Origin of the sequence: Subdoligranulum sp. APC924/74, assembly GCF_003324125.1 — a bacterium.
In the GTDB taxonomy this organism is placed as follows: domain Bacteria; phylum Bacillota; class Clostridia; order Oscillospirales; family Ruminococcaceae; genus Gemmiger; species Gemmiger qucibialis.
In genome coordinates this window covers 1-14,607 of sequence record NZ_PSQF01000001.1, presented here as the reverse complement: position 1 = coordinate 14,607, position 14,607 = coordinate 1, and the positions used below count along the sequence as shown (strand labels likewise).

The following is a 14,607-nucleotide window of genomic DNA, read 5'->3' as shown; positions in this document are numbered from 1 at the left end:
TCAGTATTTCCTCCACACCATCTTATTGACCACGTTTACATAACCCTGAATGATGCGAACCACCTTCATGGACACGGTCTCGTCCACATAGTCCGGGCAGGGCTTGCCCAGAACGCCCTTCTGCTTCATCTTAATGGCCATATCGGTGGCGTTGAGAAGTTCCCGAGTGGTAATACCAGCCAAAATGAAGTCACCGGCTTCCAGCGCCTCGGGACGTTCCGTACTGGTACGGATGCACACGGCGGCGATGGGATGACCAATGGACAGATAGAAGCTGCTCTCCTCGGGCAGAGTGCCGGAGTCGGAAACGATTGCCAAAGCGTTCATTTGCAGCTTGTTGTAGTCGTTGAAGCCCAGCGGCTCATTGACCCGGACACGAGGGTCGAGTTTGAAGCCACTCTTTTCCAGACGGTGCTTGCTTCTGGGATGGCAGGAGTACAGGATGGGCATATCGTACTTCTCTGCCAGTGCGTTGATGGCAGTAAACAGGCTCAGGAAGTTCTTTTCAGAATCGATGTTCTCCTCACGGTGGGCGGACAGCAGAATATACTTATCCTTTTCCAGCCCCAGACGCTCCAACACATCGCTTTTCTGAATCTTCTCCAGATTCATGTGCAGCACCTCTGCCATAGGAGAACCTGTCTGGTAGGTACGCTCCTTGGGCAGACCCGTATCCGCCAGATACTTCCGGGCGAATTCGGAATAGCACATATTCACGTCGGAAATCACATCCACGATACGGCGATTGGTCTCCTCGGGCAGACACTCGTCCTTGCAGCGGTTGCCTGCCTCCATGTGAAACAGCGGGATGTGCAGTCGTTTTGCACTGATGGCAGAAAGGCAGGAGTTGGTATCGCCCAGCACCAAATAGCCCTCCGGCTGCAATTCAGAGAGGATTTCATAGCTGCGGCCCATAATGTTGCCGCAGGTAACACCAAGATTCTCGCCAACCACCGGCACCAAAATGTCCGGGCCATACTCCCCGAAGGTGTTTTTCAACTCGAAATCCTCCCAGAAAACGGTGGAAAGGTTTCTGTCCCAGTTTTGATTGTAATAGACCACGCAGCAGTCAAAGTATTCACGGCAACGCTTGATAACGGCAGCCAGCCGAATGATCTCAGGACGGGTGCCACAGCCAATCATGACCTTGGTGCGCCCGTCATTTTTCCATTTAAAATTGTGTTCCATAATATTCTCCTAACGTCAACCAGTATCTTTTCTTACACCGGCTCGAAAAAGGTGTCCGGGTGGTTCGGGTTAAAGATCTCATTACAGGTCATCACCGTCACCAGATTCTCCGTTTTCGACAGATTGATGATATTGTGAGTCCAGCCGGGAATCATGTGGACTGCCTCGATCTTATCGCCAGAAACCTCAAACTCCACCGTTTCTCCGGTGTTGATGTTCCGCTCCTGAATCAGTCCGTGACCGGCAACCACGATGAACAGCTCCCACTTAGAGTTGTGCCAGTGCTGCCCCTTGGTGATACCTGGGCGGCTGATGTTGATGCTCACCTGCCCACAGTCAGCGGTATGAACCAATTCCGTGAAAGAACCACGGTTGTCCACGTTCATCTTCAGGGCATACTTGAACTTGTCCGTCGGCAGATAGGTCAGGTACAGGGAATACAACTTCTTAGCAAAGGAACCGTCTGGCATCTTGGGCATCATGAGCGTAGTCGGCTGTTCCTTGAACTCCTGCAGCAGATCTACGATCTCGCCCAGTGTTACCTTGTGTGTCACGGGGACGCAGCAGTAACGGCCATCTTCTTTCAGAATAGTCTCTACACCGTCAAATTCGCAGTGCTGTTCCTTGCCTTCCAGCAGATCAAACATTCCTTCTACTAGGTCGTCAATGTACAGCAGCTCCAGCTCGGTGCTGCGGTCATTGACAGTGAAAGGCTCATCGTTGGCAACCGCCCAGCAGAAGGTACTGACGGCGCTGTTGTACTTGGGGCGGCTATGCCCCATCAGGTTCACGAAGCGATAGACGGCAACCTTAGCCCCAGTTTCTTCAGCATACTGGAAGAACAGCTCCTCGCCAGCCTTTTTGCTACGACCATACTCACTATTACCGAAGCGGCCAGCCAACGTAGCTTGAATGGAGGAGGACAGCATAATGGTTGCCTTGTTGTTGTGCTTTTTCAAGCAGTTCAGCAGGTCAGATGCAAAGCCGAAGTTGCCCTTCATGAAATCCTCCGGGTTTTCTGGACGATTTACCCCTGCCAGATTGAACACGAAGTCTGCCCTGCGGCAGTACTCGTCCAGTTCCTCCGAGGTAGAATCCAGATCATACTCGTAGATTTCTTTAATATCCAGTGCCGGACGGGTCTTGTTTTTCCCATCACGAATGTTTTTCAGGTTGTTACAAAGGGCGGTTCCCACCATACCCTTGGCACCTGTGACTAGAATGTTCATTCTTTCACCTCTTAATGTACTGCAGTGCAGTCCGAAACATCTGCACTATCCAGCACAGTTGCATTATTGCAAATGGTGCAGTTGCTGCCGATGCGGGCAAATTTCCCCACAGTTGCACCTGTGCGAATCACGCTGCTGGTGTAGATCAAGGCGTAGTCCCCTATCGTTGCATCACAGTGGACTTCCGTTCCGGCATTCAGCAAAACACCGCTTCCGACAGAGGCTCCATTTTGGATACAAGCGTTTTGCAGAACCACACAGCCACAGCCGACTTCAGCAAACGGACTGACATAGGCACTGGGAGCAATGATGTTTGGGAACGCATAGCCAAGTGATTTTGCTTTCTCATACACCTGCGCCCGGAACTGATTGTTGCCGATACCTACCACCAGCAAGCTGTACTCTTTTTTCAGCTCCGGCAAATCAGCAAGACCGCCAATCACCGGAATACCACAGATCTCAGCACCCACAGACTGTCCATCATCCACAAAAGCGCAATCGTATTGGAACATCGCCTGCTCCGCCACCATGCGCCCGAAGCCACCGGCACCAACCAGAAGCAGCTTTTTCTTAGACATTCGGGATACCCTTCAGTTCATTCTGGACATATTCCGTGGTCAGGATCTTCTTAACAGTGCCTTCCACATCCAAACGGGTAGTGTTATGACTGGTGTAGGACTCGTCTGCCATGGTATGTACCTCGCCGTTGACGACAAACTTATCGCAGTTCAGGTCACGGTTATCCGCAGCAACACGGAAATAATGGCCCATATCCTGGCTGCGCAGACGCTCCTCACGGGTCATCAGAGTCTCGAACAGCTTCTCGCCGTGACGGGTGCCGATGATGTTCGTGCCGGTATCGCCGAACAGTTGCTGGACAGCCTTAGCCAAATCGCCGATAGTAGAGGCATCAGACTTCTGGATGAACAGATCGCCGGGGTTAGCGTGCTGGAAGGCGAACAAGACCAGATCCACAGCCTCGTCCAGGTTCATCAGAAAGCGGGTCATGTTGGGGTCGGTGATAGTGATGGGGTTGCCTGCCTTGATCTGGTCGATGAACAGAGGGATAACGGAACCGCGGCTGCACATAACGTTGCCGTAACGGGTGCAGCAGATGGTAGTGCCACCACGCTCAGCAGCTACACGGGCATTGGCGTAGATGACGTGCTCCATCATGGCCTTGGAGATACCCATAGCGTTGATGGGGTAAGCAGCTTTGTCGGTGGACAGGCAGACAACACGCTTGACGCCAGCGTCAATAGCGGCGTGCAACACATTATCAGTACCGATGATGTTGGTCTGGACGGCCTGCATGGGGAAGAACTCGCAGGAAGGAACCTGCTTCAGAGCAGCAGCATGGAAGATGTAATCAACACCGGGCATTGCGTCACGGATAGACTGAGGATTGCGGACATCGCCGATATAGAACTTCACCTTCTTGGCGTTCTCCGGGTGCTTGGCCTGAAGCTCATGGCGCATATCATCCTGCTTCTTTTCATCACGAGAGAAGATACGGATCTCCTTCAGGTCAGAATCCAGGAAGTGCTTCAGAACGGTAGAACCAAAAGAACCAGTACCACCAGTGATCATAAGGGTTGCGTTATCAAATGCAGACATAATTATTCTCCTTTTAAATAAAAATTTTATATTAATCACGCTGGAAAATATCGCGTGAATAAACCTTATTCTTCACATCATCCAGACACTTGTCATAGCGGTTTGCGATGATGGCCTGGCTCTGTTTTTTGAACTCTTCTAAATCATTAACAACACGGCTACCAAAGAATGTGTCCCCATCTTTCAGTGTAGGCTCATAAATAATGACCGTAGCACCTTTTGCCTTGATGCGCTTCATAACTCCCTGAATGGAACTCTGGCGGAAGTTATCGCTGTTGCTCTTCATCGTCAGACGGTAAACGCCAACCACAACTTCTTTTTCCTTGCTCTCATCCCAGCTATCATTTGCTTCATAAGCACCAGCAATTTCAAGCACCCGATCCGCAATAAAATCTTTACGAGTGCGGTTGCTCTCAACGATTGCTTCAATCAAGTTTTCCGGTACATCGGCATAATTTGCGAGCAGCTGTTTAGTGTCCTTGGGCAAGCAGTACCCGCCGTAACCGAAGCTGGGATTGTTGTAATGAGTACCGATACGCGGATCAAGGCAGACGCCGTTGATAATCTGCTGAGTATTCAGCCCCTTCATCTCTGCATAGGTATCCAGTTCATTGAAGTAGCTAACACGCAGAGCCAGATAAGTATTAGCAAACAACTTAACCGCTTCTGCTTCGGTAAAACCCATGAACAGAGTGTCAATGTTTTCCTTGATTGCACCTTCCTGAAGCAATTCAGCAAAAGTATGTGCAGCTTTTACCAGCCGAGCGTTTTCTACATCCGTACCAACGATGATACGGGAAGGGTAAAGGTTATCATACAGAGCCTTGCTCTCACGCAGAAATTCCGGGCTGAAGATAATATTGTCGCAGTGATATTTTTCGCGGACACTTGCTGTGAAGCCAACAGGAATCGTGGACTTTATCACCATAATTGCTTCCGGGTTATACTCAATTACCAGTTTGATAACCGCTTCAACTGCAGAGGTATCAAAGAAATTTTTCTTGCTGTCATAGTTGGTAGGAGCTGCAATGACAACAAAATCAGCATCAGAATACGCTTCCTTGGCATCCAGAGTTGCAGTCAGATCCAGCTCCTTTTCTGCCAGATACTTCTCAATGTATTCGTCCCGAATCGGAGATTTCTTGTTATTGATCATCTCCACCTTCTCAGGAACGATATCCAAAGCCGTTACCTGATGGTGCTGTGCCAGCAACACTGCCAGCGAAAGCCCAACATATCCCGTACCGGCCACGGCAATTTTCAAATCTTTAAACTCCTTCATTATTACTTTCTCCCTTGTATACTTATCTTGAGAACACACTCTTCACATACTCATAGCTGTTAATATCGCCAATGTCATACCGTTTGCCCGGCATAACGTAAGCGTGCATTGGGGTCTGTTTGCTCAGCCATGCGGCAAAGCTACCTGGTGCGTCATAACCGCAGCCATTGTCCAGTGCTTCCTGAATCCGCTTTACATCACAGGCACGGTAGCAATAGAACGGCGGCACAGCCAGATTTCCTTTCGGCTCTTTCGGCTTTTCCTCATAGCTGGTAATCAGGTCATTGCCATCCAACGTGATAATCGCCGTTTTCTGCTGCTTTTTCAGTTCATTTTCCACATGGCACATCACACAGGAAGTATCCTTTTCCTTTGCGAACTCCACGAACTTGGAAAGACTGAAATCCAGCACATTGTCGCCAGCCATAACCAGCAAATCATCAGCTAAATTCAGCTTTTCCACCGCCAGCTGAATATCTTTGACTGCTCCCAGACGAGTTTCATTGGTGCTTGTGCCATCGTCGATTACAGTAATCTCATAAGGCCGCGTCTTTTGCTTATTGCTTTTCCAATCCTCAAAATGCTGCGCGAACTTGTGGTTGGAAATTACCACAAATTCGTCAATATCGGTGGTATCCACTAAATCATCCACCAGCCAATCGAGGATGGACTTTTCTCCCACTTTCAGGAGCGGCTTCGGAAAATTCTCCGTCAGCGGATAAAGCCGTGTAGCGTAGCCCGCTGCTAAAATCAAACATTTCATCTATGTATTCTCCTTACAGTTCCACACCATCGGCACTCTCGCACAGATGGAAACTGTACTTACCTTCCAATGCCGGGAACGCTTTCAGATACTCTGCTGTGACCTTTGCTTCAATATCTTCGGCCTTGTCTGGGTCAATCAGCGCCATGCAGCAGCCTTTGAATCCCGCACCGGAGAAGCGGCCACCGTAGATACCATCAGTGTCAGCCATAATTTCATACAGTTTTTTCAATTCATCGCAGCCACACTCGTAATTATAAATGGAAGATTTGCCACTCTCGAAAACCAGCTGACCGTAGCCTTCCAAATCACCTTTACGCCACAGTTCTGCACCCTTTTCGGCACGAGCAAACTCGCTGTAATAGTGTTCTGCGCGTCTACGCCACAATTCTGGCAGACGGTCTTTATAGGCTTCAAACACCTCATACGGCACATCGCGCAGCCGGGTATTTGCAAAGGTGTCATAGTCCATCCCTGCATAGCCCATTAGTGCATAGGCTGCTGCCTTGCACTCGTCCTGCCGCAGATTGTACTTAGAGTTTTTCAAAGAACGCTCCAAGCCGGAGAAGAAGATTGCCACCTTATAAGGCTTCATTTTCTCACTGGTAGGGATCAGTTCATAGCTGTCATCTTTCGTATCGAGGTACAGTAGATGGTTTTTCTTAGAAAGAACTTCGCAGCTCTGATCGAGTTTGCCGCAAGAAACGCCAACATACTGATTTTCCGCTGCCTTTGCTGTAAGGATCATTTCCATCGGTTCGAGGTGGATACCATTGACCTTGCACAGCGCCGATAAGAAGCAAATAATGACCGAAGCTGACGAGGACAAACCACCAATCGGCAGACTTCCTTCGATAATGCCGGACAGACCGACTTTCAAACGGTACTTCTCGCCCAGCATCTTCGCTGCGCCACGCAGATGATCTGCCCAATCGCCCTGCTTTTCTTCCGGCACTGCACTTACAAAGAACTGGGCGCGCTTCGGGAAGTTCAGCGACTGCAATTCCACAACACCATTCTGCTTCGGGTGGTATGCCATGTGAATTCCCTTATCGATTGCCAGACCATTGATTTTTCCATACTGATGGTCGATATGCGCACCCAGAGGACTGATACGGTACGGGCAGAACGCCACATCAAACGGTTCCTGATGATATAATTCCTTGTAAACCCCAACACACTTCATCGGTTTATTTTCCTATTCTTCATTATTTGTAGAACTTTGCGTACCACTCAGCGAACTTCCGCAACCCCTCGCGCAAACTGGTAGAGGGCTTATATCCGAAGTCACGCTCCAGCGCACTGGTATCTGCATAGGTCACAGGTACATCACCAGGCTGCATCGGAACCAATTTTTTGTGTGCTTCAAAATCATAATCTTCCGGCAGAACACCAGCACGAATCAGTTCTTCCTGCAAAATCTGTACAAAGTCCAGCAGATTTTCCGGGTTCTGGTTGCCGATGTTATAAACTGCATACGGAGGAACGGGCAGACCATCTTCACCATTTTTACGTTTCGGCGCACCCTGCATCACACGGACAACGCCCTCGACAATATCATCCACATAAGTAAAGTCACGCTTGCAGTTACCGTAGTTGAAAATCTGAATCGTTTCGCCTTTCAGCAGCTTGTTAGTAAAGCCGAAGTACGCCATATCCGGGCGACCAGCAGGGCCGTATACTGTGAAGAAGCGCAGACCCGTGGAAGGAATGTTGTACAGTTTAGAATAGGCATGTGCCATCAGTTCATTGGACTTCTTGGTCGCTGCATACAGCGATACCGGGTTATCCACCTTGTCATCCGTACTGTACGGCACTTTTTTATTGCTGCCGTATACGGAAGAACTCGACGCATAGACCAAATGCTCTACCGGGGTATGCCCCTCATCGTAAGAATGGCGGCAGGCTTCCAGAATGTTATAGAAGCCAATCAAGTTTGCTTCCACATAGGCATCAGGGTTCGTAATGGAATAGCGGACACCCGCCTGCGCACCGAGGTTCACCACAATTTCCGGCTTATACTGCTCAAAGATAGATTCGATCACCGCCTTGTCAGCCAGATTACCTTTTACGAAGCTGAAATTGTCAAACTGCTCCAATTCGTTCAAACGTGCTTCCTTCAGGCGCACATCATAATAGTGGTTCATGTTGTCCAGACCCACAACCTTGACACCCTCCACCGTGGAGAGCAGTCTCTTTGCAAGGTTAGAACCGATAAAACCAGCTACACCCGTGATAAAAACACTCTTGTTTCTCAGATTGATTTTCGTTTTATTTCCGTCATTCATGTACATTCTGCACTCCTCACTTTTTGTATATAAACAGCAACAAACCCACGGCGGGTCGCACAAAGGCAATCCACCGTAGGCTTGAACTCTCCTGCAATCTTTATTTGCTGCTCCTTTTGTGGGTCAAAACAGAGCTTTCCAAAAAGCCTCCTACATATAACCCCAGGATTTCCCGCTTCTTGCAGTCTTTTCAACAAATAAAACTTTTGAAGGACAACTCAAGCCGTCAAAACCCTTTAGTTATCGTAGTTTTTCTTGGTTGACCCTATTATATCTCTAGCCCCACGCCGTTCAATAGTCGGAACAGACTTCTGACGGATTCCCTCGTACTCCGTTTTACCAGCATCGTCATATTCTGCACCACTCACATGATGGCCTGCTCTGTTGTAGCAGGTCACGTCACAACCATTCTGTGCCATTCGGGTGCAGAGCTCTTTGACAACGATTTCTACTCCGCCTTCTCTCGATAATCGCTTCTGTCCGAACATCGCAATCGCAAGTTTCTTACTCATAAATCTTTCCCACAATCCCACTCAATTTCTTCATCAATATCTCGGCTAACACAAAGAGCGGATAGGTTCGTACACCTGTCCGCTAGCTGTCACCCCACCCGCATGGTCGAGATTTTTTCCTGTGCGGCATTGCTGCCACCCAAAAAAATCAGTCGTTCATTCTTCGGGTAAGAAAATATGAACTTCGCGTTGCGGAGCCTTTCATTCTCTGCCGTACCCTTGCCGCGTATTATTTCACACTCCCCATGGACGGTAACTACAACTCTTTTACCAAACATCTTCGGCAGCCATGTAAAGAAGACCGGCCCCTCTGCATCGGGTACTCAACAATAGTTTTACGAAGTAGGTGATAAACTCATGGATTCTCATTGTTTTCTCTTGTTTTTCGCCATCTCCTCAAAACTTCTGAAAAAGCTGTGCCAATTTTGTGCCGCAGGGGCCAAAAGTTCGGCGTTTTAGTTCATATATAGTTCATATAACGGTAAAACACGACCGGTTTTAGTGCCCCATATAGTGTGCAAAACAGATTCTTTTTGATGATGCTACGTCAGTATGGTTTATCGGCCACACATTTCCCTCTTCCTTATCTCCAACAGCACTCCGGTCAAAATCACCAGCGAGCAAAGCAGGGTCAGCCACCAGTTTTCGGTAAAGCCGGCGATCAGGTAGCCAACAGCACACACGGCAATGACCACAAAGGCGTACTGCATCTGGGTTTGCACATGGTTGATATGGTTGGACTGGGCACCGGAGCTGGACATGATGGTAGTATCAGAAATAGGCGAAATATGGTCACCGCAGACAGCACCAGCCAGGACAGCCGCTACAGAAATGATCATCATGGTCGGGTCCAGTTCAGCAAACATGTTGACCACGATGGGCACAAAAATAGCAAAGGTGCCCCAGCTGGTGCCGGAAGAAAAGGCAATAAAAATTGCAATGCAGAAGATGACCAGCGGCACAAAGTTCATCAGGCTGGAATTCAGATTGATGGCCGAACGTACAAAGGTACCGATACCCAGGGCGTCCGTCATACCTTTCAGAGTCCAGGCCAGCACTAAAATCAGGATGGCGGGCATCATAAGCTTGCCACCTTCGGGAACGGAATTCATAAAATCCTTGAAGCCGATGACACGGCGCGGCAGATACAGAAGCAGCAGGAATCCCACTGTGACCAAACCGGCAAACACCAACGCTTCCGAAGAAGAGCAGTTGGCAAAGTCCTCCACCAGATTCTGGCCGCCGTTCAGGTGGCCGGTCCAGATCATAGCTGCGATTGCCGTTGCAATCATGACGACCATGGGCGCAATCAGATCGATGACCTTGCCTTTGGCGTATTTGCCGCCCTCGGTCGGGTCTTTTGTTTCCTGGTTCTGGAACTCTTCCCCGCCGGAGGTGAACAGATCACCTTTGGCCGCGTTCTCTTCATGCTTTTTCATCAGGCCGAAATCGAAGCCTACAATGGAGGTGAAGAACACCATATACAGGGTTAAAATTGCATAGAGGTTGAACGGAATGGTTTTAACGAACATCTCAAAACCGGACATGGAGCTGCCCGCCGGAACGTAAGAGTTGACGGCTGCCGCCCAGGAAGAAATCGGCGCAATGATGCAGACTGGCGCGGCGGTTGCATCAATGATATACGCCAGCTTGGCGCGGGAAACCTTGTACTTATCTGTGACAGGGCGCATGACAGAGCCAACCGTCAGGCAGTTGAAGTAGTCATCCACAAAAATCAGCGCACCGAGCAGAGAGGTCGTTACCAAAGCGGAGCGCTTACTTTTCAGGTGGCTGGAGGCCCACTCACCGTAAGCGCGGGTGCCGCCGGATTCCTGCATGAGCATAACGATCATGCCCAAAAGGATCATGAACATCAGAATGGAAAAATCCACACTATCGATCATTGTGTTAAACAGCGTATCAAACGCAATCCACGGGTGGAATTCTGCCGTCAACAGTGCGCCAAGGGCACACCCCGCAAACAATGACAAATACACTTCTTTGGTCAGCAGTGCCAGCGCAATCGCCACAATGGGCGGCATCAGTGACCACCATGTTCCTACAAACATCCTTTATATTCTTCCTTTCCTCTTTTGATCTAATCGAAGTTATTCTAACATATTGTCCATGCCGATTCAATACGTAAAAAAATAATATATCCTAGGGCAATACCGCATAATTCTAAGTGCCGACACGGCGAGCGAGGTGCGGCAGATGCTAAGCCAAAAGCGCAGATAATACTGGATGCTGCAAAGGTGAGCGCCGCCAGTGGCGGAAACAGCGAACCGAAGCAGGGGCAGCGGTCGCAGAGTGCGAGGGGCTTTTGCCCCCGAAGCACGATGCGGGTACCGCAACCCGACATTATCGAGTATTTTGGCAACGCAGATGCCGTTCCTCAGCCGCCGGAGCGGTGCTTAAGCCGTAAGGCGGGAATTGTGCGGTATTGCCCTAGATAACATTGTTTATTTTCCCCCTTCTCATTCTCTTCCTTTTGACGCAAGCTGCACCCAAGAATCAGATTAGAATCAGATTTTTTTGCCAGAAATCGATATTTTTTGGTGTATGCCAATACCATCTTGCTGCACTCTATGCTATAATAAAGGCAATACCGCATAATTCTAAGTGCCGACACGGCGAGCGAGGTGCGGCAGATGCCGTGCCGCAGCTGCCGGAGCGGTGCTTAAGCCGCAAGGCGGGAATTGTGCGGTGTTGCCTAAAGTCAGATGCCATATAAAAATTGGCCACTACCGCCATTTTTGTCCTATTTTGTTATTTGCTATGCCCAACATCCCGGACCGGACTACAAACGTTCCCCAGAAATCCGCGCCGCAAAGTCAAAAAAGGAGGGCCCACCATGTTCGTCCAGAAAGTACCGCATATTAAGGACCAGTTTTTGACGCAGGAACGCGCCAGCATGGAGCTGGAAAGCGGTCAGATTGCCGTGGGTTGGTATACCAATGAGCAGGACAGCCAGTCTGTTGTACACTCTCACCCGTATTATGAGCTTGTACTGCCCCTGGTGGGCAGCAACGTGCGCTATTCTGTGGACGGCAACATTTATGATATAAACCTGGGGGAAATGATCATCTTCCCTGCCCGGTGCTATCATGCGGGCATGTTTAATATCACGGATAAGATTTCTGAACGTCTGATTGCTCAGATCGACGCCGAGCTATGGCAGGAAGCCCTGCTGGCCAGCGGGCTGGTTGCCCCCACCTGGCTGGGGCAGCTGGTGATCCTGGATGCAGACGCCGTCACCGCATGGGATCTACGCGGCTTATTTGAGCGGATGGCCCAGACCGCTTACTTACACGGCAGCACCCAGCACATGGTGCAGCGGTGCGAGCTGGTGGAGCTTTTGCTGCTGATGGACCAGATTGTGGCCGAGCGCCGCACGGCACCGCCCAGCGCTACAAGTGCCCTGGTTGCCAAGGCCGTTGCTTTTTTGCAGGCCAATTATACCGACCCGAACCTAACCGTTGGCAGCCTTGCCAAATATACCTACACCAGCCGGGAGCATTTGTCCCGCGCGTTCAAAACCTACACGATGGAAAGTGTACACGGCTATTTGACCAACCTGCGCATGCAGCATTGCCGCCGTGCCATTGCAGCCGGCGCCAGCGTGCTGGATGCCTGCAACGCCAGCGGTTTTACCAATTACACCAGTTTTTTGAAAACTTTCCGCAGTTTATACGGCATTACGCCGTCCGAATATCGCAACCAGCTGCGGCGTACGCCGGAGCGGGTTCACTCTACCCCATAAACAATGTAAGCCGCCCGATATCAAGTCTTGGACAACTTTTTTCCCAAGGCAACACCGCACAATTCCCGCCTTGCGGCTTAAGCACCGCTCCGGCAGCTGCGGCACGGCATCTGCCGCACCTCGCTCGCCGTATCGGCACTTAGAATTATGCGGTATTGCCTTAACGCAAAATCCCGCTGTGTTTGTAGAAATAGACCATATTTTCGACTTTTCAGATACACCCTAAGGAAAAAAGAAGGATAAACAGGCCCGAAAAGCGGAAAATGAAGTTGATGAAAGAAATGGAATGAAAACCTCAAAGCGCAATACAATATGCAGCTTCTAACCGCCAAGGAAAAAACTCAAAAGCAAGTTATTGGCTTTTCCTGATGTTTTTTCCTCTTTTGCAAGTGGCATGCGGCAGTCCATTGAAGTTTTTTCCACTGGCTAAACGCTGTTCTTAATATTCAACATGCTTCGCATATTCGCTCTTCTGCTGGTTTACTTTTTCACATCTTTTGCTCGTCCTTACTTTGTGCTTGCTCAGCTCTTAATTCACATTTTTTTGGCACAAACAGCTTTATGCAGTCGGTCCCTTCCAATTTCAACAGCTGGATTTTTCGCTCAACACCACCCGCATAACCGATCAGGCTGCCGCTGGCACCCACCACACGGTGGCACGGGATGATGAGCGAAATGGGGTTATGTCCCACGGCTCCGCCCACCGCCTGGGCGGACAGGCGCGCCGTGCCATGCTTTGCCGCAAGCCGGGCGGCCAGCGCGCCGTATGTTGTCGTTTGCCCGTATGGGATTTGCAGCAGCAGCGCCCACACTTCCTGCCGGAAGTCTGACCCGATGGGGTGCAGCGGCGGCATAAAATCCGGCATTTTTCCGCTGAAATACACATCCAGCCAGCGCTTTGCTTCGGTCAAGGGCGGGGTTTCGCGCTCCGTGCTCTGCGGGGCCAGGCCCGCCGCATAATACTTTGCGCGGTCAAACCACAAGCCGGTCAGGCCCACTTCATCCGCTGCCAGCAGAATTTCCCCCAAGGGGGACTGATAATGCGCGGTGAACATCATAGCATCTACCCTTTCTGTTGTACTTTTGATGTTTTCTCCGTGTGGGAACCAGCGGGTGCTGCCTTTTTGGCCGGGGCTTTCTTTTTGGGGGCATAATCCTTCAACCCCGGCACCGCGCCGCCCGCGGCGGCCCACAGGTAAAGGCTCGCCACACTGCAATAAGGGCTGAACCGCCTGCGGTACTTTTCAAACAGTTTGCGGTCAATTTTACGGTGATGGTACACCATGCGCAGCCCGCGCTGGATGGCAAGGTCATCATAGCTGAACACATCGGGCCTCTGCATGCAGAAAAGCAAAATCATCTCCGCTGTCCACACGCCAATGCCTTTCAGGGCACTTAACTCCCGGATCACTTCCTCATCCGGCTTCTGCCAGATGCCCTCCAAATCAAACTCACCGTTCTGGATTTTTCGTGCAAAGTCCGTAATGTACTCTGCCTTGCGGCAGCTGATGCCAAGCAGCTGTAATTGCTCGTTCCCTGCTTCCAGAATATGCTCGGCATCCACCGTGCCAAGGGCACCCCGCATGCGCTGCCAGATGGTAGCCTGCGCCTTGGTGGAAATCTGCTGCCCCACAATATGGTGCACCACGGCAGAAAACAGGTCTGTATCCACCTCGCGATTCACCCGGCCCACCTGGGCAATCACCGCCCCAAGTTTTTCATCTTTGCCGCTCAGGTATTCCGTTTCTTCCTGCCCGTATTGAAAGTACATGGTCTTTCCTTTCCTGTGTTCTTTTCGTGTTCTGTGTGTTGGTTTCTGCGTTTATCCTGCCATCATTATACCATGCTTTGCGCGGTTTGGGCATCGGCGGCGAAAGCGTATTTTTTTATGGCAATACCGCATAATTCTAAGTGCCGATACGGCGAGCGAGGTGCGGCAGCTGCTAAGCCAAAAGCGCAGATAAT

General features: G+C 50.2%; 13 protein-coding genes. 1 reads left to right on the top strand and 12 read right to left on the bottom strand.

The window, feature by feature from the left end:
• From C4885_RS00070 to C4885_RS00020, 10 genes are all read right to left on the bottom strand, one after another.
• On the bottom strand, nucleotides 1-1,188 hold the full coding sequence (locus C4885_RS00070) for a UDP-N-acetyl glucosamine 2-epimerase (RefSeq protein ID WP_199488055.1): 1,188 nt from the start codon (nucleotides 1,186-1,188) through the stop codon (nucleotides 1-3).
• A 32-nt stretch (nucleotides 1,189-1,220) separates the two neighbouring features.
• Nucleotides 1,221-2,417, bottom strand: coding sequence for an NAD-dependent epimerase/dehydratase family protein (locus C4885_RS00065; RefSeq protein WP_113998480.1), 1,197 nt, complete (start codon nucleotides 2,415-2,417; stop codon nucleotides 1,221-1,223).
• Between the two features lie 11 nt (nucleotides 2,418-2,428).
• Nucleotides 2,429-2,995 (bottom strand): lipid carrier--UDP-N-acetylgalactosaminyltransferase, encoded by a 567-nt coding sequence (locus tag C4885_RS00060; RefSeq protein WP_113998479.1) that lies wholly within the window; start codon nucleotides 2,993-2,995, stop codon nucleotides 2,429-2,431.
• On the bottom strand, nucleotides 2,988-4,034 hold the full coding sequence (locus C4885_RS00055; RefSeq protein WP_113998478.1) for a polysaccharide biosynthesis protein: 1,047 nt from the start codon (nucleotides 4,032-4,034) through the stop codon (nucleotides 2,988-2,990). The genes C4885_RS00060 and C4885_RS00055 overlap by 8 nt, the downstream gene beginning before the upstream one ends.
• Nucleotides 4,035-4,065: 31 nt before the next feature.
• On the bottom strand, nucleotides 4,066-5,298 hold the full coding sequence (locus tag C4885_RS00050; protein ID WP_113998656.1) for a nucleotide sugar dehydrogenase: 1,233 nt from the start codon (nucleotides 5,296-5,298) through the stop codon (nucleotides 4,066-4,068).
• Nucleotides 5,299-5,338: 40 nt separating this feature from the next.
• Nucleotides 5,339-6,079, bottom strand: coding sequence for a nucleotidyltransferase family protein (locus C4885_RS00045; protein WP_113998477.1), 741 nt, complete (start codon nucleotides 6,077-6,079; stop codon nucleotides 5,339-5,341).
• A 13-nt stretch (nucleotides 6,080-6,092) separates the two neighbouring features.
• Entirely contained in the window at nucleotides 6,093-7,265 is a 1,173-nt protein-coding gene (locus tag C4885_RS00040) for a galactokinase family protein (RefSeq protein ID WP_113998476.1), read from the bottom strand.
• Nucleotides 7,266-7,287: 22 nt separating this feature from the next.
• A complete protein-coding gene (locus C4885_RS00035) occupies nucleotides 7,288-8,367 on the bottom strand; it encodes a GDP-mannose 4,6-dehydratase (RefSeq protein WP_113998655.1) in 1,080 nt (359 codons plus the stop codon).
• A gap of 236 nt (nucleotides 8,368-8,603) precedes the next feature.
• Entirely contained in the window at nucleotides 8,604-8,879 is a 276-nt protein-coding gene (locus tag C4885_RS00030) for a hypothetical protein (RefSeq protein WP_341458695.1), read from the bottom strand.
• Nucleotides 8,880-9,436: 557 nt separating this feature from the next.
• On the bottom strand, nucleotides 9,437-10,948 hold the full coding sequence (locus C4885_RS00020) for a Na+/H+ antiporter NhaC family protein (protein ID WP_113998474.1): 1,512 nt from the start codon (nucleotides 10,946-10,948) through the stop codon (nucleotides 9,437-9,439).
• 785 nt (nucleotides 10,949-11,733) lie between these two features.
• On the opposite strand from C4885_RS00020, the gene C4885_RS00015 reads away from it, so the two are divergent.
• Nucleotides 11,734-12,642 carry an AraC family transcriptional regulator gene (locus C4885_RS00015; protein ID WP_113998473.1) on the top strand — a complete coding sequence of 303 codons (909 nt, stop codon included), beginning with the start codon at nucleotides 11,734-11,736 and terminating at the stop codon, nucleotides 12,640-12,642.
• Nucleotides 12,643-13,130: 488 nt separating this feature from the next.
• On the opposite strand, the gene C4885_RS00010 is transcribed toward C4885_RS00015, so the two are convergent.
• Both C4885_RS00010 and C4885_RS00005 read right to left on the bottom strand, forming a co-directional pair.
• Nucleotides 13,131-13,700, bottom strand: a complete 570-nt coding sequence (locus C4885_RS00010; protein ID WP_113998472.1) for a methylated-DNA--[protein]-cysteine S-methyltransferase — start codon at nucleotides 13,698-13,700, stop codon at nucleotides 13,131-13,133.
• Between the two features lie 5 nt (nucleotides 13,701-13,705).
• Entirely contained in the window at nucleotides 13,706-14,413 is a 708-nt protein-coding gene (locus C4885_RS00005; RefSeq protein ID WP_113998471.1) for a DNA-3-methyladenine glycosylase, read from the bottom strand.
• Nucleotides 14,414-14,607 lie beyond the last annotated feature (194 nt).

Excerpts from the sequence above, each read along its gene's own strand:
- C4885_RS00070 (WP_199488055.1), bottom strand. The coding sequence starts at position 1,188 with ATGGAACACAATTTTAAATGGAAAAATGACGGGCGCACCAAGGTCATG.
- C4885_RS00065 (WP_113998480.1), bottom strand. The coding sequence starts at position 2,417 with ATGAACATTCTAGTCACAGGTGCCAAGGGTATGGTGGGAACCGCCCTT.
- C4885_RS00060 (WP_113998479.1), bottom strand. The coding sequence starts at position 2,995 with ATGTCTAAGAAAAAGCTGCTTCTGGTTGGTGCCGGTGGCTTCGGGCGC.
- C4885_RS00055 (WP_113998478.1), bottom strand. The coding sequence starts at position 4,034 with ATGTCTGCATTTGATAACGCAACCCTTATGATCACTGGTGGTACTGGT.
- C4885_RS00045 (WP_113998477.1), bottom strand. The coding sequence starts at position 6,079 with ATGAAATGTTTGATTTTAGCAGCGGGCTACGCTACACGGCTTTATCCG.
- C4885_RS00040 (WP_113998476.1), bottom strand. The coding sequence starts at position 7,265 with ATGAAGTGTGTTGGGGTTTACAAGGAATTATATCATCAGGAACCGTTT.
- C4885_RS00035 (WP_113998655.1), bottom strand. The coding sequence starts at position 8,367 with ATGAATGACGGAAATAAAACGAAAATCAATCTGAGAAACAAGAGTGTT.
- C4885_RS00030 (WP_341458695.1), bottom strand. The coding sequence starts at position 8,879 with ATGAGTAAGAAACTTGCGATTGCGATGTTCGGACAGAAGCGATTATCG.
- C4885_RS00020 (WP_113998474.1), bottom strand. The coding sequence starts at position 10,948 with ATGTTTGTAGGAACATGGTGGTCACTGATGCCGCCCATTGTGGCGATT.
- C4885_RS00015 (WP_113998473.1), top strand. The coding sequence starts at position 11,734 with ATGTTCGTCCAGAAAGTACCGCATATTAAGGACCAGTTTTTGACGCAG.
- C4885_RS00010 (WP_113998472.1), bottom strand. The coding sequence starts at position 13,700 with ATGATGTTCACCGCGCATTATCAGTCCCCCTTGGGGGAAATTCTGCTG.
- C4885_RS00005 (WP_113998471.1), bottom strand. The coding sequence starts at position 14,413 with ATGTACTTTCAATACGGGCAGGAAGAAACGGAATACCTGAGCGGCAAA.